Raw genomic sequence first — 22,614 nt, 5'->3', positions numbered from 1 at the left:
AGCATGCTGATGAAGCACAAGCGAGTATTTATCCAGGAAGTCGCAACCCGCGACGGTTTCCAGAACGAAGCGCAATTTGTCGATACCGAAGAAAAGATTGCGCTCGTCGACCAGTTGAGCAAGTGCGGATACGCAAAAATCGAGGTCACCTCCTTCACCTCCCCGAAAGCCATACCGGCGCTTCTTGACGCCGAAGCCGTCATGCACCGAATTCGGCGGCAGCCTGGGGTGATTTATACGGTGCTCGTTCCAAACATACGAGGTGCTGAGCGCGCACTCTCGTGCGGTGTGGATGAAGTGAACCTCGTGATGTCCGTTAGCGAAAGCCACAACCGCACGAACTTGCGCATGAGCCGCGAGCAGTCATTCGCACAATTGCGCGACGTTATCGGCGTCGTGAAGCAAACAAATATTGCAGTGAACGTGTCTCTGTCGACCGCGATGGGTTGCCCTATGGAAGGCGACATCGCTGAGGAGGAGGTTCTCTCCTGGATACAGCGCTTTTCCGACCTTGGCGCGCATGGCGTCACGCTTTGCGACACAACTGGCATGGCATTTCCGTCCCAGGTTGGCGCGTTGTGTGAAGCCGCACGCGAGAGATTCCCGGCGCTCGAACTGACCCTGCATTTTCACAATACGCGAGGCATGGCCCTCGCGAACACCCTGGCTGCTCTTCCCTCGGGTATCGACCGCTTCGATGCATCGCTTGGTGGTCTCGGCGGTTGCCCGTATGCGCCGGGTGCGACGGGTAACGTATGCACGGAAGAGCTTGTGCATATGCTCGAACTCGACGGCTACGACACGGGCGTAGACCTCGCCGGGTTGCTCTCTGCCTCGGCCCTGCTTCCGCAACTCATTGGGCACGACGTGCCGAGTCAGTTGCTCAAGGCCGGCCGGCGCATGGACCTGCATGCCATGCCAGCTATGTCCGACGACGGGCTTCTTGCGCAGAGAACATTCGCTGCGGGAGCCTGACATGGAATTTATTGACCATCTCGACCACCTCGTCCTCACGTGCGTTGATTTGCAGGCGACCAGGCACTTCTACACCGAAGTCATGCAGCTGCGCCTCGAAACATTTGGCGAGGGCCGCATCGCATTCCGGTTTGGCAACCAGAAAATCAACGTGCATGTGAAAGGCGCCGAGTTCGAGCCGAAAGCGCATCTCCCGGTACCCGGCGCACTCGATTTGTGTTTTCTCGCGGCTGTACCGCTGGACGACGTCGTCGCACATCTCAAGCGATGCGACTGGCCAATCATCGGGGGGCCCGTGCAACGCACCGGTGCCACGCAGAAAATCCGTTCGGTCTATGTCCGCGACCCCGACCTCAACCTGATCGAAATCTCGGAACTGCTGAACTAGCGCAGCGACGCGCGTTAGCGTGCAGGGCTCAGTCCAGCTATTGAGTGAAGACTCCGCCCTGCACGGTGAGGATTTTCACAGTATTGACTCAATAGCGGTGAACGGCGCATAAGCCGACCCGAATCAAGTAACGATGTACCAGGAGACAAGTCATGAGCATCGTATCGGAAGCATCCGTTGAACCGCGTGCCGCGCCTCGCGCACATAAGCGTTGGTTTCAACACCTTTACATCCAGGTCCTGATAGCGGTCGTGTTAGGTGTCCTCGTAGGACATTTCTATCCGTCCGTTGGCGAAGCGATGAAGCCACTGGGAGATAACTTCCTCAAGCTCATCAAGCTCATGATTGCTCCACTGATTTTCTGCACTGTGGTTCATGGCATTGCGAGCATGAACGACATCAGGTCGGTGGGCCGGGTCGGGGTCAAGTCGCTCATTTACTTTGAAGGGATGACGACGCTCGCTCTGGCTATCGGTCTGATAGCAGTCAACCTTATGAAGCCGGGCAGCGGCATGCACGTCGACCCGCAGACGCTCGACGTCTCGGCCATCGCCGCTTATACCAAGGCCGCGCACGACCAGAGTGTCGTCGGCTTTCTTTCACACATCATCCCCACAACAGTATTCGGAGCGTTTGCCGATGGCGACATCCTGCAGGTACTGTTTGTTTCGATTGTCTTCGCCTTTGCACTGCAAATGCTCGGTGAACGCGGAAGACCTTTGCTTTCCGTTATTGACGCCGGCGCAAACACCTTCTTCAATATGGTGCGCATCGTGATGTATGTGTCGCCCATCGGTGCGTTCGGTGCAATCGCGTTCACGATTGGTAAGTACGGTGTTGTTTCGTTAGGCTCCTATGGCCAGCTCTTGCTGACCTACTACCTGACCGGGCTTGTCTTCGTCGTGGTCGTCCTTGGAACAGTGTGCCGACTCGCCGGCTTCAGCCTCCTCGCGTTCTTGCGATACATCCGCGAAGAATTGCTTCTGGTGCTCGGCACGTCTTCATCCGAATCCGCACTACCTCGCCTGATGGCGAAGCTTGAAAAGCTGGGATGCGAAAAATCCGTCGTCGGGCTGGTCGTGCCCGCAGGTTACTCGTTCAATCTGGACGGTAGTTGCATCAATATGACCGTGCTTGCTCTGTTCATCGCGCAAGCTACAGACAGTACGCTGAGCTTTGGACATCAGATTACGCTCATGCTCGTCCTGTTGCTCACATCGAAAGGTGCAGCAAGCGTTAGCGGCGGAGCATTCATTGTCCTCGCAGCGACGCTGGGTTCAGTTCCGGGTATCCCGGTTGCCGGCCTGGTGTTGGTCCTCGGCGTGTATCGATTCATTTCGGAAGGCGGCGCCATTATCAATGTCATCGGCAACGGCATTGCAACCATCGTAGTCGCCAAGTGGGAGAAGGCGTTAGACCACGATACGTTCAACCGGCAGCTCGCCAGAGGGCCCAGCGATGATTGAGCTGCGCTGCCAGAACTCTTGAATCCATTCTGCCTACGCTCCGGGTTCGCTAGTAGCACCAGAGCATGTCACCCTCTTCGCTTCCGCAATTGAAAACACTATGACTTCATCGTCCTTGCATGTCGTCTTTCTTGACCGCTCGACAATCCCTCCCACGACCCGTCTGAAGGAGTTGCCCTTCACGCACACACTGGACGTATACGAATCGACGACGGCTGATCGGGTTCGCGAACGCATCCGGGACGCGGATATCGTCATCACGAATAAGGTTAAGCTTTCGGGCGAAGTCATTGCCCAGGCCAGAAAACTTAAGCTCATCGCGATTGCCGCAACCGGCGCAGACAATGTCGATCTGGTAGCGTGCAGTCAAAAGCGAATTGCCGTGTGCAATGTCAGAAACTACGCAGTGCACACCGTGCCTGAACACACGTTCGCGTTAATATTCGCGCTGCGACGAAGCCTTACTGCTTACCGCTCTGCGGTCCAAGCTGGTCGCTGGCAGGAGTCTGGGCAGTTTTGCTTCTTTGATTACCCGATAAGGGACTTGGCCGGCTCCACGCTCGGCATCATTGGCGACGGCGCCTTGGGCAAAGCAACCGCTGATATCGCTCGCGCACTCGGATTGAAGGTGTTGTTCTCGTCCTTCAAAGGTCGCGACGACATGGGAATGCTCTACACTCCGTTCGAGAAGGTCATCGAAGAGTCAGACATCATCACACTTCATTGCCCGCTCACCAACGCTACACGTAACCTTATCGACGACGTAGAGTTCGCACGAATGAAGCGACAACCGCTTCTCATCAACACCGCGCGTGGAGGACTGGTCAATGAAGCGGCACTCGTCCGGGCACTAACTTCAGGTTTGATATCGGGAGCAGGCTTCGACGTCGTCACTCAAGAGCCTCTGCTTGCGGACAATCCCCTGAACGAAATTCTCAACCACCCCGCCTTTATTCTCACCCCCCACGTCGCATGGGCAAGTGAAGAGGCGATCCAGACCTTAGCGGACCAGGTGATGGACAACATTGCAGCCTTCGTCGATGGTTGCCCCCGGAACATTCTGAATGCGTTTTGTTCGGGCTGATGGTGTTGCTGAGTGCGACGGCACGCTCGCATTTGAGCACTATCGCTGCGACAAATGCCGAGCCTTTATCTCTCGACGATTCATTCACAACTCCGATGAGCGCATCTGGAGCCTAATCGAAACCGCGCATTAAGAATCGATGCAATCACTGAATTGCGATAGTCTTCTCGCTCAACCGGCTCATCGGCTGGAGCCGGCGCACTCTCGTCAGCATCCGGTCGCTACACGAAAGGCTCCGTCATTCCGCACCTATCTGACCGCAGACATGTGAAACCGCCCGATTTTCAGCGACTAGCGGTACTTCTAAACCTTCCGCATGAACTGGTATCCATGTCCAGTCGTTGTTGATAGTGTCGAAGACGCGCGGAGCTTCCCAACGCTCCTTGCAACCGTTGCTGAGAGTTCGCAGGCAATCGCGGTTGACGCATTCAGTCCGGCAGGTAGCATCCTGAAATCGAGGCGTTCAATCAACGCTAAGGTTCTGCAAGTTGTCGCGTCTCAACTACGAACTTCAGTAGCTAGTGTTTCTGCACCGCGTTCTTCGAAATACATGGGGTCGAGCGGTACCGTCACGTCAAACATTGAGGCTTTCCGTCGACCAGTGACTCCCCAATAGTCGACCTGGCCGCGTTGGCCAATGACAATGACTTCGCGGGCACCGCCTTCCAGATACGCCATGACCCTGCGGTCGATGTCGTGCGTCCGGTCGCTATCAAGCAGCACCTCGACGCAAAGGTCCGGGACAAACGGCGCCGGGTCGTCGCGGTCGAAACTTTCCCACTTGTCACATGGCATCCACACGACGTCCGGAACCCTGATGCCGAATGATGCGGTCGTGACTGCCACCGACATGGCGGCAAGGTGACCAATCTGTTCGGTCAGATGGCAGTAGACGTCCGTAAGGACTATCTGGCGTCTGGCTGACGGGGAGCGATTCAGTATCGCGTCGCCGAGTTCGTCTAGCTCATATCTTTGGCGCCCGGCAGGTTCTGCGTCAGGGACAAGGCGATGCCATGCGGCGAGAAGTTCGAAACTGTCCAACAGCGCGGATGTGCCCATAGTCGTCTCGCAAGGAAGTCGGCTAAGCGTAAACCCTCTGGTCGAGGCTTGACAATCCTTATGTATTGGTGCGACGCACAATCGGGGGTATACTGCTTACGATGCAACAAGCGTGTTTTTGCGCTGCCGACACGACTCAGCACGGCTCTCCCGCCTTGCACTTCGAGCAGCCGCAGTCCGATGTTCATCCGTTTTCTGAAGTTTATTGTGCAGTGCAGTAGCGTATCAAGTATGAGCGCGCAACGCGCGCGTCAGAATTTGATGCATTAGGATGTCAGGCTGCGTGATGCGCCATAGGCCGCACCACGAATGCCCAGCAAAGGATGCGTCGGCTCCGACCACGTGAGCCTGAATAACGCCGCATCGGGCCAACCGCTTCCTATTTTGGCGTGCACGCCGCGCGAAACTTGCAATACGAGCGCTGGCCCCGTCTACGCCGGACCAGATGTTATGCATCTCTCATAGGCGGAGACATTTAAGAACTGACTTGCTGGGCGGCCAACAGGTCAAACAGGCCAGGCGGTCTGGTGTCGCCAAAGGCTTGGGGGTCAAGTGCCCTCAGCAGGCAACCTACCGGCTGACAACAGGAGGTCCCATATGAAACTTGACGACGCGACTTTCCGCCGATTGCGCCGGCTTGCGCCGGTTCTCGATGACGTGCTCAACGCAGGAGAGGTCGAACACGCAGACCAGGCCATGGACCTGGCGTCACTTGCTCACATATGCTCGGCACTGTTCGACACATACCACGACCAATACCCGGTCGAAATTGCCCAAGCGCGAGCCGACGCCGTTGAGTCGCAGTAGCCCATATCCGGCAATCGCGCTCTGTCACTTCAACCCCAAGAACAACCCACTTTCCGCCCTGCTCCTGATACAAAGTTGCCGAGGCTGTTTTCAGGTCCCCGCTTTGTGCGAACGCGATACTGCCGGTCACTCCGTCGAAGGTATTGCTCTGCCGTTCCCCAATGTACTTCTTAGGGTCCGTGGGATCCGCCTTTTTCATTGCGTTAATCATCGCCTATGACGCGTCATAGGCAAGAGGTGCGAACTGGACGATGCAACAGCAAAACGTAGCCGTAGATATACGGCTTGCCCTGGAACCCAATCTGCCCGCCTTGGATGCCCTCCAGCCCCATCATGACACGACGCGTTCGGCATAAACCGAACGCGTCCGAAAGCAAACCACGGCGCAAGGCTGGCGAAGCCTCGCGGCGCGCGTCGCATTACTTGTTCGTGACAAGCATGGCCTGAACCGAGGTCTTGATGAGCCGGTTCACTGCCCCGGACTTCACTTGCTCATTCACATACTTGTTGAGCACGGCGATATCGCCTGCAGACGTCTCTTTTCTGACGCCGAAGGCAACTTCCTGCTACGCGAGAGGCGGATTGGGCTGGATGGCGACTGCCCACTCTGGGTGCGCTTCCGTGAGCAACATGTTGGTGATATTGGCGTCGGCGAGGAGTTCGGCGCGCTTGGACATAAGAGCCAGACGCGTCTCATCGATGCCGGGAAGCCGCATGATTTGAGCCTGCTTGATGGCGCCTGAAATTGCCTTGTCCTGCGCCGTACCGGACATCACCGCGATAGTTACGCCCAGCTTGTCGACCTCAGCGAGGGTATGCGCGTCCTTCGGAATCTTGGGATTGTTCTTGTTGTAGACCAGCGAGACGTTGTAGTCAGTGGCCGGCGCCGAGAAGGAAATCGCCTTTTCACGTTCCGGTGTGTCGTTGAGTGCGAGCGACATGTCCCATTTGTCAGACTGAAGACCGGCGACGATATTGTCCCAGGTGGTGTCGACGAATTCGACTTTCACCCTCAACACGTTCTGTCCGAAGTTACGGCAGAGTTCCGAAAAGAAGCCGCTATATTCGCCGGTCTTCGGGTCTCGCATGACATACGGAGGCGCGACTGCGGCGCCACAACGATGCACTCCAGCCCTTTTTACACTTTGCCAGGCGCTGGTGTCGTCAGCGCGTGACGGCGCGGTGGCGATGACGCAGCTAGCGGCGACCAAACATACACGAGCTTGACGGGTGAAACGAGACAGCCGAACCATGATGACCTCTCAAATAAGAGGTAATCCCGTAGATGAACCATGCGTTCACCACACATGTTTGCGTGTTTTATTGTGTTCAGTGTTGTATGCATAATAGAGAGACGAAATTTAGGCTGTCATCTAGGCGATTGCCCTGGATGGGTGTCGACGAGGTAGGGAGGTGCTAACGAACGGAGCCACGACGGGAGCCTGCTCACTCTCACTCGACTACGCCGCAGAGGCAAACCAGATGATTCAGCCAAAAATCTCCGATTAAACAATAAAAAAAACCATTAGCTTGCGGCTAGCATCCGGTCATCAACTGGCATGTGCTGCATCCGTAGTTCTTGTTACCTGTTTACGGCCTTTTGGCTGTGGAGTCTGTCGTATGCGAGTCGTCGTGCTGGGCAGCGGAGTCGTGGGTGTAACGAGCGCGTTCTATCTCGCGCGGGCAGGCCACGAAGTCACGGTCATCGACCGGGAGCAGGGTCCCGCTCTCGAAACGAGCTTTGCCAACGCAGGCCAGATTTCTCCTGGCTACGCGGCGCCTTGGGCTGCTCCTGGCGTGCCGCTTAAAGCGGTGAAGTGGATGTTTCAGAAACACGCTCCGCTCGCAATCAGGCCTGACGACGAGGACAAGCAGTTCCAACTGCAATGGATGTGGCAGATGCTGCAGAATTGCACCGCCGAACGCTACGCGATTAACAAGAACCGCATGGTGAGACTTGCGGAATATAGTCGCGACTGTCTGAAGGCTTTGCGAGCCGAGACCGGCATTCAGTACGAGGGACGTGCAGGGGGCACTCTTCAAGTTTTCAGGACGCAGCAGCAGTTCGATGGCGCGGCGAAGGATATCGCCGTACTTGAAGAGGCCAACGTCGCGTACGAGTTGCTGACGGGAGCCGAACTCTTCCGGGTCGAGCCTGCCCTTGCTGCCACCTCACATAAGTTGACGGGTGGATTGCGCTTGCCTGGCGACGAAACGGGTGACTGCCAGTTGTTCACCACCCGGCTTGCCTCAATGGCTGAGAAAGCTGGCGTCAATTTTCGCTACAACACCCAGGTTGATGGTCTGGTCGTCGAGGGTGGACGGGTCGCCGGGGTTCGGCATGGTGCGAAACTCATTCATGCCGATATGTTCGTCGTCGCATTCGGTTCCTATTCCACGAACTTTCTCTCGGGCATCGTAAAAATCCCCGTGTATCCGCTCAAGGGGTACTCCATCACTGCGCCTATCGCCGATGAGTCACGTGCACCGGTCTCAACAGTTCTCGATGAGACGTACAAGATTGCTATCACACGATTCGACAAGCGCATCCGTGTCGGTGGGATGGCCGAAATCGTTGGATTCGACAAGCGCCTTCGCGAAGCTCGCCGAGAGACTCTAGAGATGTGTGTGAATGACCTTTTCCCCGGCGGCGGCGACACATCGAGCGCCACGTTCTGGACCGGTCTTCGTCCCATGACGCCCGACGGGACCCCTATCGTAGGTCGCACATCCATACCGAACCTTTACCTGAATACGGGTCACGGTACGCTCGGTTGGACCATGTCGTGCGGTTCAGCACAGCTTCTTGCCGACTTGATATCAGGAAAGCAGCCCGTCATTCGACATGACGATCTCAACGTCTTTCGCTACGACAAAGAACCGCCGCTACCGGCCGACTTCCAACTGAGCTAAGCGTCGTGGCGCGGCACTGACTTTCCGCGGCACGACTTCAGCGTGGCATGAACCATCCGGTTCCCCAGCGCGGAATGACTGCAGTGGGCCGGTGATCGGCGGTGCCTCACGGATTGCCTCTTCAGCGCCGAACGCACCTTTCACGACGCTCGAAAACAATATATCAAGGACTACCTATCGACGCATCTCGGAGCAATCCGTGCTGCAGTGACGGGATCGGACATGGTGAAGTGCAGTGATCCGTTTTGCCGACATCTCCTGGCCCTTCGCGACAGCGGGAGAAGTCAATACTTATTGAGCCTTTTCGCTGGTCAAAATTCTGAAATTAAGTAATTCCCATGCAATGTAATAAATATTTCCAGAAGACAATGTTGACCTATAAACGTCATATTCAAATATAAATGGCGCTGCGCATTGATTGACTGCCGATTCAGACATCGGGTGCGTGGCCAGATCGGCCTGGACCACGCCCATCAAGGCTTCCACGGCTTCACGCCGGCATGGCGAGTCAAGCGTTGTCGTCGACATTCAGACTGAATAAACAGACAAATTAAAAATGTACTCCGCATATTGCAATTGCAAATTGAGCGGTTATCATTACATCCTTGTAAGGATTTCCCGAGCCCTTGCCTTCAAAGGCAAAGGAAATATTTGCCGCCATCCACCGCGGGAGAGGGTAATTAATGCTCGCTGCGCTAAAAGACTAAATCGAGGAGACGATATGCTGAGTCCCCATGAATTCGCTACCCTAATGCTCATCAAGGACGCGCCGGATCAGATCGAACTGGGCCGCGCCGAGCTCGACACGCTGCTGGAGCGTCAACTTATCTCACTGGAACGCCTCGCATCGGGCCATCCACGTCCTCACGTCACAAGCGAAGGCGCTTCCATTCTCAAGGCCGTCGCGCGTAGGCGCTAGGGAATTTCGGCGGGTGTCGCTGCACCACTCGGCGAGCGCGCCGAAGAAAAATTAAGCGAAGTAGCTTTAGTTGGACTTTAATGTGTAGTGCCTGTTGACATAACGACCCTCCGATGTATTCGCGACGCATGCTGCCTGGCAGGCAGACCTTGCGCTTCGGTCCATCCAATATCGCCATTCGCCGCGCTACATCCGGTCGATCGGGATTTCGCGCGGCGGACTGAATCCTGAGGAATTCAATAATGACTCTATCGAGTCCCGAGCAAATCGCCGCATCGCAGAAGGCCAGCCTCGACGCATTCTTCGGATTGACCGGCAAGGTCTTTGAAGGCGTCGAAAAACTGGTCGCGCTGAACCTGCAGGTCGTCAAGTCCACGCTGGCGGAATCGCAGGAGAACCTGACGAAGGCGCCCGGCACCACAGACCCGCAGCAGTGGTTCACACTGCAAGCCGGTTTCACCGCGCCTTTCGCGGAGCAATCACTGTCATACGGCCGTCAACTCTTCGACATCGCGTCAACCACGCGGGCTGAGGTCACGCAACTCGCACAGACGCAGTACGAACGGTATAACGCACGCGTGCAGGAATTCATCGAGGAAGCGGCGAAGAGTGCTCCCGCGGGTTCCGAAGTGGCGATCGCCGCGTGGAAGTCCGCCATCAGCGCCACCACCACGCTGTGCGAATCGCTGCAGAAGACGGGGCAGCAAGCCGTCGAGATGGCTGGGACCCATCTCGAAGCCGTCACGGCCTCAGCGTCCAAGGCCACCAAACGTAGTGCCGCCGAGTCGGCTGCCGTAGTCGCGGGCGCGAAGCACTAAGACTCACGCGGGCAGCGATGCCCGCATTATCGTTTCCATGTCTATATGTAGGATTCCTTTTATTCATTCTGGATAAGAATCCGGTATTTCAATGCATCCAATTTTTGACCGAAGGCAGTGTTGCTCAAGACGAGCACGTCGCTGGCATTTGTGAGGACAATTCGATGGCAAAGCAGATCGCGGTAGTAACGGGTGGCATGGGTGGACTGGGCGAGGCGATCAGCATCAAGTTGCATGACGCCGGTTATGCGGTCGTAGTCACCTATTCGCCGGGCAACACCGGTGTGAAAGAGTGGCTCGCGCGCACGGAAGCCGAGGGACGACAGTTCCGCGCGTATGCGGTCGACGTCGCCGACTACGACTCGTGCGAAAAATGCATGGCGCAGATCAGCGCTGAAGTTGGACCGGTCGACATCCTGATCAACAACGCCGGCATCACGCGCGACGCCAGCTTCAAAAAACTCGACAAGGTCAATTGGGACGCGGTAATCCGCACCAACCTCGATTCGGTGTTCAACATGACGAAGCCGGTGTACGACAGCATGGTCGAGCGTGGCTGGGGCCGCATCATCAACGTGTCGTCGATCATCGGCTCCAAGGGTGGGTTCGGCCAGACCAACTATGCGGCGGCAAAGGCCGGCATGCATGGCTTCACGAAATCGCTGGCGCTCGAAGTGGCGAAAAAAGGTGTCACTGTCAACACGATCTCGCCCGGCTATATCGCGACGAAGATGGTGATGGCGGTGCCCGAGAACATCCGCGAGACGAAGATCATTCCTCAGATTCCGGTCGGCCGGCTCGGGCAGCCGGACGAAGTTGCCGCCCTCGTGCTGTACCTGTGCTCGCGCGAAGCAGGCTTCGTGACCGGCGCCAACATCGCCATCAACGGAGGGCAACATCTGCAGTGAATCCCAGAGATCAGCAATGGAGGTTCCGATGAGTGAAGCAGTGGCAATCGTCGTAGGGTCATTCGTGCTGGTGACGGCAACAGCGTTCGTCGCCGCTCACTATCACCGGGAGCAAATGCGCCGGAAACTGCTTAGACGGCTGGATTACCATCGCGACGGGTGGGGCTGGAGCAGCGCCCGGCATTGAATCTCTGCGCTCGCCCCTGTTGTTGCGATACGGGGGTAGTCGCATCGTTTCCTGAGTGGATGCGCACGCGCGTTTCTTCCGAAAACGCTCACTGGGAACACCTGCGCAATTGCCTCCGCGGCATCATACGCCATGGCGATAAACATCGATCGTGCGAAGATGAAACAGGCATGTCCTATGGCTGGGCTGTTGCGTTTTCATGCGCGGTGGCCGCGCTCGGATTCTGCTAGTCCTCTCAATCAACAGGATTTCGATATTTGCCGCGGCAGCCAGGAACTGATGTTCCCGCACGTGAAGCTCCTCGTCCGCCCGAAGATGAATCGGCACAACATGACCGGCGCCGTCGCGGCTGCACGCGATTCCTACTCGTGGTCGCCCGACGATTTTCGAGCGCGGTCAACTGTTTTCTGTCCCAGCGTCCCGTGCACGCGTGGATCGGCGTTCTGGATGCAGTTTTTTTGAGGCTCCCTGCTCAGCCATATCGGCCGTTCAGGCACAAACTTCAATGCCTGACTCGTCATGATGGTTGACCCGCTCCGGAACCTCCGGGTGCTGTTGCGGGTGCAGTCAAGTCATCAGCCGCCCCATTGCTAGCCGGCATGCCGCCTGATTCGGTGATTTCAACCCTCAGACTGCCTTGATTGTTCCAGTACACCCAACTGGCATCGTTGGCGAAGCAATACAGGTAACCCGAGTAGGGAGCCTTGATCTCCACTTCTCTACCGATTCTGAAGTAGAAGAGTTGAGGTGGCACGCCTGTGTTGCCAGCTTGCCCTGGATGTGAGATTACACCGCAGAGTTCGAACCAGTTCGCCTCCCTGACCCTTTTGGACCATGCAAACAGGCGTTGCATCCAGTTACCCCGCGTTCCTTGCGCGCCAGATGGAGTGCCCCCATCCAGCCACGCTTGCCCTTCAGGCACCTTGAACCGGTAGCTCGTCCCCTCCTTCATGAAAATACCTGTCCAATTCCACAACGAGCTGGCGAAAACCCGCACCTGAACAGCCGCCGCAGCGTCTATGTTCGGTCGATAGGGAGCCTGAAAGATTGGCGGATTAGCCTGCCGTTCCAATGTCAGATCCGATATCGCTTCAGAACATCTTCGTGAACCCTTCGCCAGATATGGAAAGGATCGAGGGCGAAAGCCGATTTTCCTGTAAAACCCGGTGAGCGAGTTGTGGAGGACGCCATGTATTGCCGATGGCGAAAACTGATCCGCATGTGCTATCTGCTTCAACATATTTGACTCGAACACTGCACCACACTGCGTGGCCTCGGAAATCATCCAATTGAGCGTGGCATCAGAAAGTCCGGTCTCTTTGTAGCCGCCCCCAACGTCAGCGTGCACACCGGGGAACCACACTTGCGTCAAGCGTGTCAGGTCGCAACCATCCGAGTCCGCCCACAACGTTGGAGAGAAGTTATTCCGCTGCTCATCGATTGCAAGGGCATGGACCGCGCGTTCAACTTCCGGCGGGAGCCTCGTATCATGAAACTCATAGCGCTTTCTGCCGAAGCCGAATAAGTCCACCATTTCCGGGATGCCGAGAGCGCCGACCGTCTCCCACACTCCCAGGAAGCGGATGGGCGGAGGTTTGCCATTTTCGATGCGGAACCGTTCCTGCCGGCTGACGCTTTCCGGTATTTTTGGGTCAAGCCGGTACAGGTTCCATGCCTGCCTTACCAGCGCCCAGGTTGCCTCGTGAGGAAGTCCACAATGGTGAAGCATGCCGACCAGGCTTCGAGCCGTGAACGCGCCGCGAGAGAAGCCGATGACAAAGATTTCCGAACCTTCTTCGTAGTGGTCGGACAGCCACTTGTACGCGGTTCGAATGTCACGGGAAAGGCCAAGTCCTAGCGCACCATCTACGAGCCGACGCACCCTGCCTTCGTTAGCGCCAATGCCGACGTGATAGTACCTGAGCTGCTCGACGCCATCGTCGCCGTGGTCGCTCAACGCGTTGAAAAAGCGAACGACATTGGTTGGAACGGGCACGCCCTGAAACTGGTCGCTCTCCGAGTTCCATGTGCCGTCACAGCAAACGAAAAGTCTCTTCATGTTTGCGGTCCTGCTCGTCCGGCGAGATTCTGATACACGCAATCAAGGACCGCGCCCTCAACACCGACGAATTCACCAATTAACATGCCGACGCGGCCCGACATGCTGGTAAAAATCACACGAAAGCATGACAAGGTATGTCGGGAAACGAACGATGCGCCCCGTTTGCTTTTATGGCAATTCATGCGCAGTCCGGCTTTTCCGCCAAGCCCCGGTTGTTGACACCAGTAAGCCTGAATTCTGTCAGACTGCGTCCGAGTAGTCTCACCTGATGCCACACGTAGGTACAAGCAACTGAACCGCCAAGCGCGAGCAGAGCAGCCATGAACCCCAGGGTGCGCCTGTAAGCCACGTCGTCGCGATGGCGCGAAACATCCGCCTCCTTGCGAAGGGCGTCAGACAGCTGATCGATTTCTCTTGCCATCGATATTGTGCGTGGGCGTACATTTTGTGCCATCACGGTAGCCGCTGATGTCATGTCGCCACTGCGCGCTATTCGCACGGCTTCAGTAAATCCTTCCCTCCCGTTTTTAATGGAATAACACCACTGTCCGGACCACTCGCCAAGGCAGTTTCACTTGAATACGGAAGTCTTTCGAGTAGTGGGCACGGCTTCTTCGCCGCACAACACAGGAAGGGGGGAATATTCTTGACTGGCTAGAGGCCGAAGTGGCGGAGGAGGATATTTGACCAAATACGTTGTTCAGTCACGTGATCGACCGCCCCCATTTTGATTGTCGATCGCCAATGGCCAAATGGAGGACCGTGGCATCGGATGCACTCGTGCCGAACAGTTCTACTCCCTGGCGGAATAAGCAATCCTCACTATAGTGCCATCTGTTCGGCATCTTGCCCTTATCGCGACAAAACCAACCTTGACAGTAGTGCCATCGCTTTTCTCCTGCGAACTGGTCGTTATCCTATTGTTGTTTCCTGCATGTTTTGTGAGTGCGCACCTGGTTGGACAAACCCAGCCGAACTCACAAACCGATAGCAGCAGCGCCTGATCCCGACATCATGCTGGCTTAAGGACGCAAGCCTGAAGGCGCCACGTAGTTCGCCGCCGCGCGGTTGTTTCTAAGCAGGGCCGCGATCGACGCCTGGGTCTCGATGAAAACAAAACTGAAATCAGAGGCGAGAGTCGCGCTGCCGGCGATCGTGGCCCCTGCGTGACAGGACACACAACTGCGCGTTTGCGCGTAGGTTTCGAGCGTAGTGTTCGCCACAGGCAAATTCGGCCCGTCGGAAGTCATGCTGGAAGTGTTGAGTCTTATCTGCTGGTTCGGCGCAGTGATGGGCAAGGTCGGGCTTTGATCCCATTGCACGTTCACCAGTTGGTAATACTGAAAGACAGACTTCTTGTTGCTGCTGGCGAGTTCCTGTTGTACCGCCAGATTGAGCTGTGCGAGTTCTTTGGCAATGGGAAACTGTCGTACGACCTGGACGGGCTCGCTCATCGGGAACAGTGGCTTGCCGTTGTGATCAACACGCGCCTGGTTTGGAGGCGTGCAATGGACCGAGCAATTGGGACTGTAGAACGAGTAGCCATTGGATCAATTCTACGACCTCGCAATATAAGTTGTACTTCGTATATCGATCTCGCTGGCCCCTCGATTCTTACCGCGACAAAGCCTGAACGCTCCTTTGCAGTGGATATCACGACCTCTCCACTCTGGCATAAACCTCTCGCTGCGTAGCTGGAGTCGTCCATCACATCAGAACCTCGCTACATACCTCAAGATAGAACTGGCGGGTGGCTGCTTACTTGCCGGTGAGCGTTACCAGGCTAACCTAAGATCTGAAGACGGCACCACGAAGGGCATCACGGGGTTTTGGCTCAGGCGAACGCGAACCAAGCCGGCGATGTGCAAAAATATCGGAAGTCGCGCTGCCGGTGGCGAGCTTCGATCAAGACGCGCAGAATCGCGTCATGGCAAAGATCGAAGCAACGGGTGAACGGTTTTAGGCGGATGTCGGAAAGTGAATACGGCGACTGGCTCGGCGCTCAATCGCAAGACGAATTCTTCGAGTTCATGGCGGTGATGATCGAACTGGACGACTGGATGTAACAGAGAAGTGCCCGCGCGGCGTAACCAGTGAAAACAGAGAAAAGCCGGACGCGGAAACCTTACAGTTTCCGGCCGAAACAATGAGCAAGTTGCCCCTAACGGGCGAACTGCGAACCAATAAATGTTCTCAATCTACAGGAGAGAAGCACATGACGAAGCGAGTGATTGTGACCGGCGGCAGCGGCCTCGCTGGAAAATGGGTGGTGGAGAACCTGGTAGAGCACGGTTACGAGGTGATGAATCTGGATCGCGTGCCCATGCCGCAGCGGACGGTGCGGACGCTAATCACGGACATCACCGACGCTGGCCAGGTTTTCAATGCGATCGCTTCGAGCACGGCGCCCGTAGAGTTCGCAGACGATCTGGAGCCGAAACCGATCGACGCGATCGTTCACCTGGCGGCGATTCCGCGCATCATGTTGACGACCGACAACGAGGTCTACCGGACTAACGTGATGGGCACGTACAACATTCTCGATGCAGCCTCAAAGCTGGGGATCCGCAAGGTGATCGTGGCGTCGAGTGAGACGACTTACGGCGTGGTGTTCGCCCACAGGCATCGCGATCCCGCCTACTTCCCGCTCGATGAGACGTATCCGGTGGATCCGATGGACAGCTACGCGACGTCGAAAGTGGTCAACGAAGTGACCGCTAAAGCATTCCAGGCGCGCACCGGTTCGGACATCTACTGTTTCCGTATCGGCAACGTGCTCGCTCCCGACGACTATGCGAAGTTCTCCACCTGGCTCAAGGATCCGGCGTTACGCAAGCGGATTGCGTGGAGCTATATCGACGGGCGCGATCTCGCCAATGCGTGCAGGCTTGCGATCGAAACGGACGGGCTCGGCTTCGAGATCATGAACGTCGCTGCCGACGACGTGTCTTCCGACCTGCCGACTCAGTTGTTGCTGGATCGGTACTATCCCGGGGTGCCGGTCAAGAAGGCGCTGGGCGAGTTCGAAACGCTGCTCAGCAACGAGAAGCTTAAACGTCTACTCGGCTGGCGCCAGCAGCACTCCTGGCGCGACGAGGTGAAACGATTCAACCTGTAGACCCGAACGCAAAGGACGAGCCGGTTGGCCACGCCCCGGCGATACGCATCACCCGGCTCGCAGCACTTCACTTTGCGGAGCGGCACTGACATCATTCCTGAACTGCGCCTTGGCCATGCTTACGAAACGCTATCCAACGCACGCGGTATAGCTGTCATCACAGCGGGCGGCACCACGTTCCCGGCGACCGGGATCCCACCGTCACGCAGCCAGCTAAGCGCCGGCATCGGTGTCACGATGGCCGCGAGCGCCCATATATTCTTCTGCGCCAGTTAAGACGCCACCCTGCTAACCGGTAACACGGGGAGCCCCCCCCTGCAGGCCGGTCTGCGCTGGCGGTTCGATGATGATCGATGGCGGCCCGGTTCGGGTCCTTGTGGCACGATGCCTTCATGCCCGCAGCGACCGCCGTTCACCGCTTCGTGTGGCGCTGCAACGCATGCGACTCCCGATTCGGCGGACCGTTCGCCGGGTGACTAAAGAGCCTTGCTAAAAGCCCCATCGTGCACTAAAAAACATCTACCTACTTCGCATGTCTACTGGCCGCCCGGCCAATGCAATGGGCGCGCCTCCACCCCAGCGAGCGCGACAGTCCATGAGTCTTCTTGAGCTCAGAGGCGTTTCCAGACATTTCGGCGCCATTCAGGCCCTGATCGACGTGACGCTCAGTCTGGAGCCAGGCCAGGTGGTTGGGCTCATGGGCGATAACGGGGCCGGGAAATCAACCTTGGTGAAGGTCGTCGCCGGCAACTTTCCGCCTTCGCACGGCGAGATTCTCATCGATGGACAGCCCGTGCATTTCAACAAGCCGGTCGACGCCCGCGCGCGCGGCATCGAGGTCGTCTATCAGGATCTCGCGCTTTGCGACAACCTGACGGCAGCCGCCAATGTCTTCCTTGGCCGCGAACTGCGGATCGGGTTCGGGCCTATCCGCGTGCTCGATCACGCGACCATGTATCGGCGCGCCGGTGAGCTGTTCAGGGCCCTGAAGTCCGAGACGCGCCCGCGCGACCTCGTCCGGCAAATGTCGGGGGGACAGCGGCAGGCCGTCGCCATCGCCCGCACGCGTCTCTCGGAAGCGCGGCTCGTCCTCATGGACGAGCCGACCGCCGCAATCAGTGTCCGCCAGGTCGCCGAGGTGCTCGATCTCATCAAACGCCTGTCCGAACACGGTATTGCGGTCATCCTCATCAGCCACCGCATGCCTGACGTATTCGCCGTCGCCCACCGCGTGGTCGTCATGCGGCGCGGGCGCAAGGTCGCGGACAAGAAGACCGAAGAGTCCTCCCCGGAAGAAGTGACCGGTCTCATCACCGGAGCCATCGCCGCCGCCTGAATCTGCCTCGCACGGGAGACCCAACATTGAACGACGCGCCGCGAAGGCCCCCTCCAATGCCGACATTGCTCGATGATCCGCAGTCCGCGAGGACGCATACCCGCTGGTCGGGGCTGCTCGCAAGCCAGGTGTTCTGGGTCGTGCTGGCAACGATCGTCGCGTGCATCGTCCTGTCTTTTGCGACCTCGACCTTCGCGACCCCCGAGAATCTTTTCAACGTCACGCGAAACTTCGCCTTCGTCGCCATCGTCGCGCTCGGCATGATGGCGGTGATCGTCACGGGCGGCATCGACATTTCGGTCGGCTCGACGATCGGCATCAGCGGCATCGTGCTCTCGGTCGTCATGAACGCGGGCTACCCGATCTGGGCCGGCATCGGCATGGGGCTCCTGACCGCCGGGCTCGTCGGCCTCGTCAACGGCGTACTCATCGCGTATCTCGGCATGCAGCCTTTCGTCGTGACGCTCGCCATGCTGAGCGTCGGCCGCAGCCTCGCGCTCGTGATTTCCCGCAGCCGGACCATTTTCGATTTCGGCCCCGACGGGAGCAAGCTCCTCGCGCTCGGCGGCGGCGCGACGCTCGGCGTCGCCAATCCGGTGTGGTTCCTGATCCTGTTTGGGCTGCTGTTCTGGTTCGCGTTCGGCTGGACGCGCTGGGGCCGCTACGTCTTCGCGATCGGCGGCAACCGTCATGCGGCGAACCTCACCGGCGTGCCGGTGCGCCGCATCGTCTGCTCCGTCTATGTGCTCTGCGGCCTTATGGCGGGCGTCGCGGCGATACTCGAAGTCGGCTGGCTAGGCGCGGTGACGACAGGCCTCGGCACCGGCGACGAACTACGCGTGATCGCTGCCACCGTGGTCGGCGGGACCAATCTGGCCGGCGGGGTCGGCAGCGCCTTGGGAACGGTCGTCGGCGCGGCGCTCATCGAAGTCATCCGCAACAGCCTGATCCTGCTCGGCGTCGACGCGTTCTGGCAGGGCACGGTCGTCGGCGCCTTCATCATCGTCGCGGTGCTCTTTAACCGGCTCGGCGGCGAGCGGCAAGGAGATTGAAATGACTTCGGATGCACCGGCCGCTTCGCGGCAGGTGCAGCGGGAGGCGGGTGCGGCCGGATTACATGCGGAACTGCCGGACGCATGGGTTCACAAGACCACAAGGTTCCGCTCAAAGGCCGAAACCCGATTTCGGGCCTGCCGTGGGAAACGTTGTGAAAACTGTGTGGGCAGACATGGGCACCGCAGAGCCGGCGCCGAACAGGAGGAAACAATGAAGAAACTGTGGATGTGTCTTGCCGTGGCCGGAGGACTCGCGATGCTGGCGTCTCCGGGCTTCGCGGCCGATAAGACCCTCGCGCTGGTGGTGAAGGGTCTCGACAACCCGTACTTCGACCTCATGCATCAAGGATGCGAACGGGCCAACAAGGAACTCAACAAGCAAGGCTATAACTGCTACTACACCGGCCCCGCGACCGCCGCGGACGAGAGCGCGCAAGTGCAGATCATCGACGACCTGGTGACCAAGGGCGTCGCGAGCATGGCGATCTCGCCCGCGAACGCGCCGGCCGTGGGGGAGGTCTTGCGCCGCCGCGGCGGATCGGTCCCGGTCATCACCGCAGATGCCGATCTGCTGCCAAAGGATGCCTCGCTGCGCAAGAGCTACGTTGGCACTGACAACTACGACTTGGGCGCCAGGCTCGGCGAGCAGTTGAAGATGCTGATGCCGAAGGGCGGCAACGTCTGCCTCGTGATGGGCAATCCGGCGGCGGAGAACATCAACCAGCGGGCTCAGGGCGCGCGCGACGTGCTCTCCGGGAAGAAGGGCATCACGAAGCTCGCCGGCGAGAACGGCTGGCATGAGATCAGTGGCTGCCCACTCTATGTGAACGACGACGCTGCCAAGGCGAACCAGATGATGCAGGACACGCTGACCGCCAACCCCACGGGTCTCGACGCCTTTCTGCTGGCGGGCGGCTGGCCGCTCTTTGCGCCGCAGGCCTTTTCGCAGGTCGTCGCGCCGATCATGGACAAGATCAAGAACGGCAAGTTCGTGATCGTCTCTGCGGATACGCTCGGGCCCGAACTACAGGCGCTCAAGGACCGCAAGGTGAATGTGCTGGTCGGCCAGCGACCCGAGGAAATGGGCTACCGCGCCGCGATGGTCATGCGTGACCTCGCGGAAGGGAAGTCGGTGCCTCCGGTCATCCACACCGGACTCGACGTCTGCACGTGGAAGAACGCCGACACTTGCCTGAAGCATTGAAGGTCCAGTGGCCCACGTAATGACGATGACGCGGGCGATGCGGGAGCCGGGTCGGCACGGACCCGGTTCTTCCGAACGTGGAAAGCGCGCGGCACACTCGTGTCGTCCGCGATTATCGTGGGCGCTGGCTATCCGCCTTGCACGACCGCCAGACTCCCCAGCATGCTCATGAGCGTCCGGGCGTTATGCTGCCGCTGGTTTTCTTCGTATCAGAATCGTCTATCTCGCGGCGCTCATCGCACAACGCGGAACGGGCAGTCCACGAACGCCAGGTTCAATCGCGTACACTCCGCCGTCGTGTTCATTTAAAGCAGCCAGACCGGTTGAAGCCGACGTCACATACAGTATGTCGAGCTCCGGCCCACCGAATGCGCAGCTCGTCGGTCGTCGAAACGGTGTCTGCAATGTTGCGTCGAGTCTTCCGTCCGGTGAATATCGACGCAGCTCACCGCCATCCCATACCGCGGTCCAGACATACCCGAGCTCATCGACGGCGAGACCATCGGGCACCCCTTCATCCATTGACCACTGCACGAAGACACGCTGAGCTTCCAGCGTTGCCGTCTCGGGGTCGAAGTCAAACGCCCAGATCGTCCCGACCATGCTGTCGGTCACATACATCGTTTGCCCGTCTTTGCTCCAACCCAAGCCGTTGGAACAACGCATCCCTATCAAGCGGCGCTCACAGTGATCACTATCCAGAAACACGTACAGATTTCCGACCGGTGGTTCCCAAATCTGGTTCGCAGGCAATGTCCCGGCCCATAACCGACCTCGAGGATCCACTTTACCGTCATTGAAGCGATTGGCGGGAATGTCTGGCTCGGGGTCGATCAACAGTTCGCAACTTCCGCTCGCTCTGTCTACGCGATGAAGTCCCTGCTGTAGCCCGACGATAAAATTTCCATCCCCATCCAGCGCCATACAACCGATTTTTCCAGGCACACTCCACACTTTCACAGCTTCGCCCGACGAGTCGTGTCGGTAGATCTTCTGGTCATCGATATCAACCCAAAAGAGCGCCTTCTCTGTGGCGTCCCACACGGGTCCTTCACCAAGTACGGCTCTGCCATCCCATATCCGCGTCATTTCGGTCATGACTTCCCTCACTCCGGCAGGACCACTCCGAGCGTGGCCATAAGACCACCGTCAACGGTAAATGCAGCACCGCTACAAAAGCTGGCGCGATCGCTTGCGAGAAACGCAACGACTTCAGCAACTTCCTCTGGCCGTCCCACGCGGCCCAGCGGCTGTGCGGCGCCCCACTTTCGGATAGTGTCTTCTTCTTTTCCTGGCGCTGTCGTAGTCGCCGCGAATCGCGTCATTGGCGCGTCAATGCAACCCGGGCAAACCGCGTTCGCCCGAATTCCATGAGGGCCAAAGTCCACCGCCAGTGATCGTGTGAGGGCCAGCATTGCGGCCTTCGATGTCGCATAAGCAGCAACCCGCTGCTGATTCGCGAGTGCCTGAACAGAGGAAATGTTCACAATAGATCCCCGTTTGGCACCGAGCATGTGCCGAAGGGCGAAGTGGCTTGCCAGATAGGCTCCCCGTAGATTCACTCCAATGATCCTGTCCCATTCCGATGGTTCCGTCGACAGTACGGTCCCATACGGTTGAATCGCTGCATTGTTGACGAGGATGTCGATTGACCCGAACTCCGCGGCCAACGCATCGATCGCGGATTCAACCTGCGCCTCGATTCCAATATCTGCCCTTACCGCAAATACGGAGAACGCTTCATCGCGCATGGACGCTTCCGCGCTTTGCAACGACTGCTCGTTTTCTTCAATCAAGCCCACGGCGGCACCACGCGATGCCATGAGCCGTGCGCATGCCAGGCCGATACCCTGACCTCCGCCTGTAACAACCGCAGTACGGCCTTCCAACTCTTTCATGGCGCCTCCATCTCGCGGCCGACTGCCGCAGAAGCTATGGTCGATTGACGAATGATCAACTGGGCACTGGCGCGTACAGGCGCGAAGAAAACTGGACGCTCATCCATCTGGCTCAGGATAAGTAGCACGCTTCGGCGGCGATCTCATCTATGGGTTGCCGGATGGCACTAATTGTTGGGCGAAGCCCATCTGAGCCGCTCAAAGTCATCAAAGGCGAGTAGGAAAATTTCTTCTGGTGCAGTTTCAGTCTGAAACGTTTCATTTTCGAACGTCAATAAGGTTATTCCCGACCGAAGAAATCGACCAGCAAGCCGTTGACGCCGTCCCGAGCAACCTCGTGAATCCGTGCCGTGTTTGACGCCAGTATCGAGCACTCAGCGGACATCGCTTCCACCGGGGACCATGGCCGAGCGCATC

21 protein-coding genes are annotated in these 22,614 nt (G+C 58.0%); 14 read left to right on the top strand and 7 right to left on the bottom strand.

What is annotated here, in order from left to right; translation table 11 throughout:
- The first annotated feature begins 9 nt into the window (after positions 1–9).
- From FVF58_RS06400 to FVF58_RS06385, 4 genes are all read left to right on the top strand, one after another.
- Positions 10–975: a hydroxymethylglutaryl-CoA lyase gene (locus tag FVF58_RS06400; RefSeq protein ID WP_149669037.1), complete on the top strand. Its 966-nt coding sequence runs from the start codon at positions 10–12 to the stop codon at positions 973–975.
- Between the two features lies 1 nt (position 976).
- Positions 977–1,363 carry a VOC family protein gene (locus tag FVF58_RS06395; RefSeq protein ID WP_149669151.1) on the top strand — a complete coding sequence of 129 codons (387 nt, stop codon included), beginning with the start codon at positions 977–979 and terminating at the stop codon, positions 1,361–1,363.
- A 152-nt stretch (positions 1,364–1,515) separates the two neighbouring features.
- Entirely contained in the window at positions 1,516–2,829 is a 1,314-nt protein-coding gene (locus FVF58_RS06390; RefSeq protein WP_149669036.1) for a dicarboxylate/amino acid:cation symporter, read from the top strand.
- Positions 2,830–2,929: 100 nt separating this feature from the next.
- Positions 2,930–3,913 (top strand): D-2-hydroxyacid dehydrogenase, encoded by a 984-nt coding sequence (locus FVF58_RS06385; RefSeq protein ID WP_149669035.1) that lies wholly within the window; start codon positions 2,930–2,932, stop codon positions 3,911–3,913.
- A 498-nt stretch (positions 3,914–4,411) separates the two neighbouring features.
- On the opposite strand, the gene FVF58_RS06380 is transcribed toward FVF58_RS06385, so the two are convergent.
- Positions 4,412–4,972 (bottom strand): Uma2 family endonuclease, encoded by a 561-nt coding sequence (locus FVF58_RS06380; protein WP_246216950.1) that lies wholly within the window; start codon positions 4,970–4,972, stop codon positions 4,412–4,414.
- Between the two features lie 597 nt (positions 4,973–5,569).
- On the opposite strand from FVF58_RS06380, the gene FVF58_RS06375 reads away from it, so the two are divergent.
- Positions 5,570–5,779 carry a hypothetical protein gene (locus tag FVF58_RS06375; RefSeq protein WP_149669034.1) on the top strand — a complete coding sequence of 70 codons (210 nt, stop codon included), beginning with the start codon at positions 5,570–5,572 and terminating at the stop codon, positions 5,777–5,779.
- Positions 5,780–6,345: 566 nt separating this feature from the next.
- On the opposite strand, the gene FVF58_RS06370 is transcribed toward FVF58_RS06375, so the two are convergent.
- Positions 6,346–7,032: a transporter substrate-binding domain-containing protein gene (locus FVF58_RS06370; protein WP_246216949.1), complete on the bottom strand. Its 687-nt coding sequence runs from the start codon at positions 7,030–7,032 to the stop codon at positions 6,346–6,348.
- Between the two features lie 367 nt (positions 7,033–7,399).
- On the opposite strand from FVF58_RS06370, the gene FVF58_RS06365 reads away from it, so the two are divergent.
- On the top strand, positions 7,400–8,692 hold the full coding sequence (locus tag FVF58_RS06365; protein WP_149669033.1) for a D-amino acid dehydrogenase: 1,293 nt from the start codon (positions 7,400–7,402) through the stop codon (positions 8,690–8,692).
- 291 nt (positions 8,693–8,983) lie between these two features.
- Here FVF58_RS06365 and FVF58_RS06360 read toward each other — a convergent pair whose 3' ends face one another.
- Positions 8,984–9,178, bottom strand: coding sequence for a hypothetical protein (locus FVF58_RS06360; protein ID WP_149669032.1), 195 nt, complete (start codon positions 9,176–9,178; stop codon positions 8,984–8,986).
- A gap of 235 nt (positions 9,179–9,413) precedes the next feature.
- On the opposite strand from FVF58_RS06360, the gene FVF58_RS06355 reads away from it, so the two are divergent.
- The 4 genes from FVF58_RS06355 to FVF58_RS51235 all read left to right on the top strand — a co-directional run bounded on the left by FVF58_RS06355 (position 9,414) and on the right by FVF58_RS51235 (position 11,524).
- Positions 9,414–9,611: a hypothetical protein gene (locus FVF58_RS06355; protein WP_079495315.1), complete on the top strand. Its 198-nt coding sequence runs from the start codon at positions 9,414–9,416 to the stop codon at positions 9,609–9,611.
- 242 nt (positions 9,612–9,853) lie between these two features.
- Positions 9,854–10,429 (top strand): phasin family protein, encoded by a 576-nt coding sequence (locus tag FVF58_RS06350; protein WP_149669031.1) that lies wholly within the window; start codon positions 9,854–9,856, stop codon positions 10,427–10,429.
- Between the two features lie 164 nt (positions 10,430–10,593).
- On the top strand, positions 10,594–11,337 hold the full coding sequence (gene phbB / locus FVF58_RS06345; RefSeq protein ID WP_149669030.1) for an acetoacetyl-CoA reductase: 744 nt from the start codon (positions 10,594–10,596) through the stop codon (positions 11,335–11,337).
- Positions 11,338–11,365: 28 nt separating this feature from the next.
- A complete protein-coding gene (locus FVF58_RS51235; RefSeq protein WP_188130735.1) occupies positions 11,366–11,524 on the top strand; it encodes a hypothetical protein in 159 nt (52 codons plus the stop codon).
- A gap of 517 nt (positions 11,525–12,041) precedes the next feature.
- Here FVF58_RS51235 and FVF58_RS06335 read toward each other — a convergent pair.
- The gene (locus tag FVF58_RS06335) at positions 12,042–13,583 is read right to left on the bottom strand and encodes a DUF2235 domain-containing protein (RefSeq protein ID WP_149669029.1); all 1,542 of its coding nucleotides are present in this window, start codon (positions 13,581–13,583) and stop codon (positions 12,042–12,044) included.
- A 1,025-nt stretch (positions 13,584–14,608) separates the two neighbouring features.
- Positions 14,609–15,040 (bottom strand): hypothetical protein, encoded by a 432-nt coding sequence (locus FVF58_RS06330; RefSeq protein ID WP_149669028.1) that lies wholly within the window; start codon positions 15,038–15,040, stop codon positions 14,609–14,611.
- Between the two features lie 761 nt (positions 15,041–15,801).
- Between FVF58_RS06330 and FVF58_RS06325 the strand changes: the two genes are divergently transcribed.
- The 4 genes from FVF58_RS06325 to FVF58_RS06310 all read left to right on the top strand — a co-directional run bounded on the left by FVF58_RS06325 (position 15,802) and on the right by FVF58_RS06310 (position 20,299).
- Entirely contained in the window at positions 15,802–16,704 is a 903-nt protein-coding gene (locus FVF58_RS06325; RefSeq protein ID WP_149669027.1) for an NAD-dependent epimerase/dehydratase family protein, read from the top strand.
- Positions 16,705–17,299: 595 nt separating this feature from the next.
- Entirely contained in the window at positions 17,300–18,040 is a 741-nt protein-coding gene (locus tag FVF58_RS06320; RefSeq protein ID WP_149669026.1) for an ATP-binding cassette domain-containing protein, read from the top strand.
- 56 nt (positions 18,041–18,096) lie between these two features.
- Positions 18,097–19,092, top strand: a complete 996-nt coding sequence (locus FVF58_RS06315) for an ABC transporter permease (RefSeq protein WP_149669025.1) — start codon at positions 18,097–18,099, stop codon at positions 19,090–19,092.
- A gap of 214 nt (positions 19,093–19,306) precedes the next feature.
- Positions 19,307–20,299, top strand: a complete 993-nt coding sequence (locus tag FVF58_RS06310; protein WP_149669024.1) for a sugar-binding protein — start codon at positions 19,307–19,309, stop codon at positions 20,297–20,299.
- A 219-nt stretch (positions 20,300–20,518) separates the two neighbouring features.
- Here the strand turns inward: FVF58_RS06310 and FVF58_RS06305 are convergent, their stop codons facing one another.
- A complete protein-coding gene (locus FVF58_RS06305; RefSeq protein ID WP_149669023.1) occupies positions 20,519–21,397 on the bottom strand; it encodes an SMP-30/gluconolactonase/LRE family protein in 879 nt (292 codons plus the stop codon).
- An 8-nt stretch (positions 21,398–21,405) separates the two neighbouring features.
- Entirely contained in the window at positions 21,406–22,197 is a 792-nt protein-coding gene (locus FVF58_RS06300; protein WP_149669022.1) for an SDR family NAD(P)-dependent oxidoreductase, read from the bottom strand.
- Between the last annotated feature and the right edge of the window lie 417 nt (positions 22,198–22,614).

Source organism: Paraburkholderia panacisoli, from assembly GCF_008369935.1.
Lineage (GTDB): Bacteria > Pseudomonadota > Gammaproteobacteria > Burkholderiales > Burkholderiaceae > Paraburkholderia > Paraburkholderia panacisoli.
This window is presented reverse-complemented; position numbering and strand designations above follow the sequence as displayed.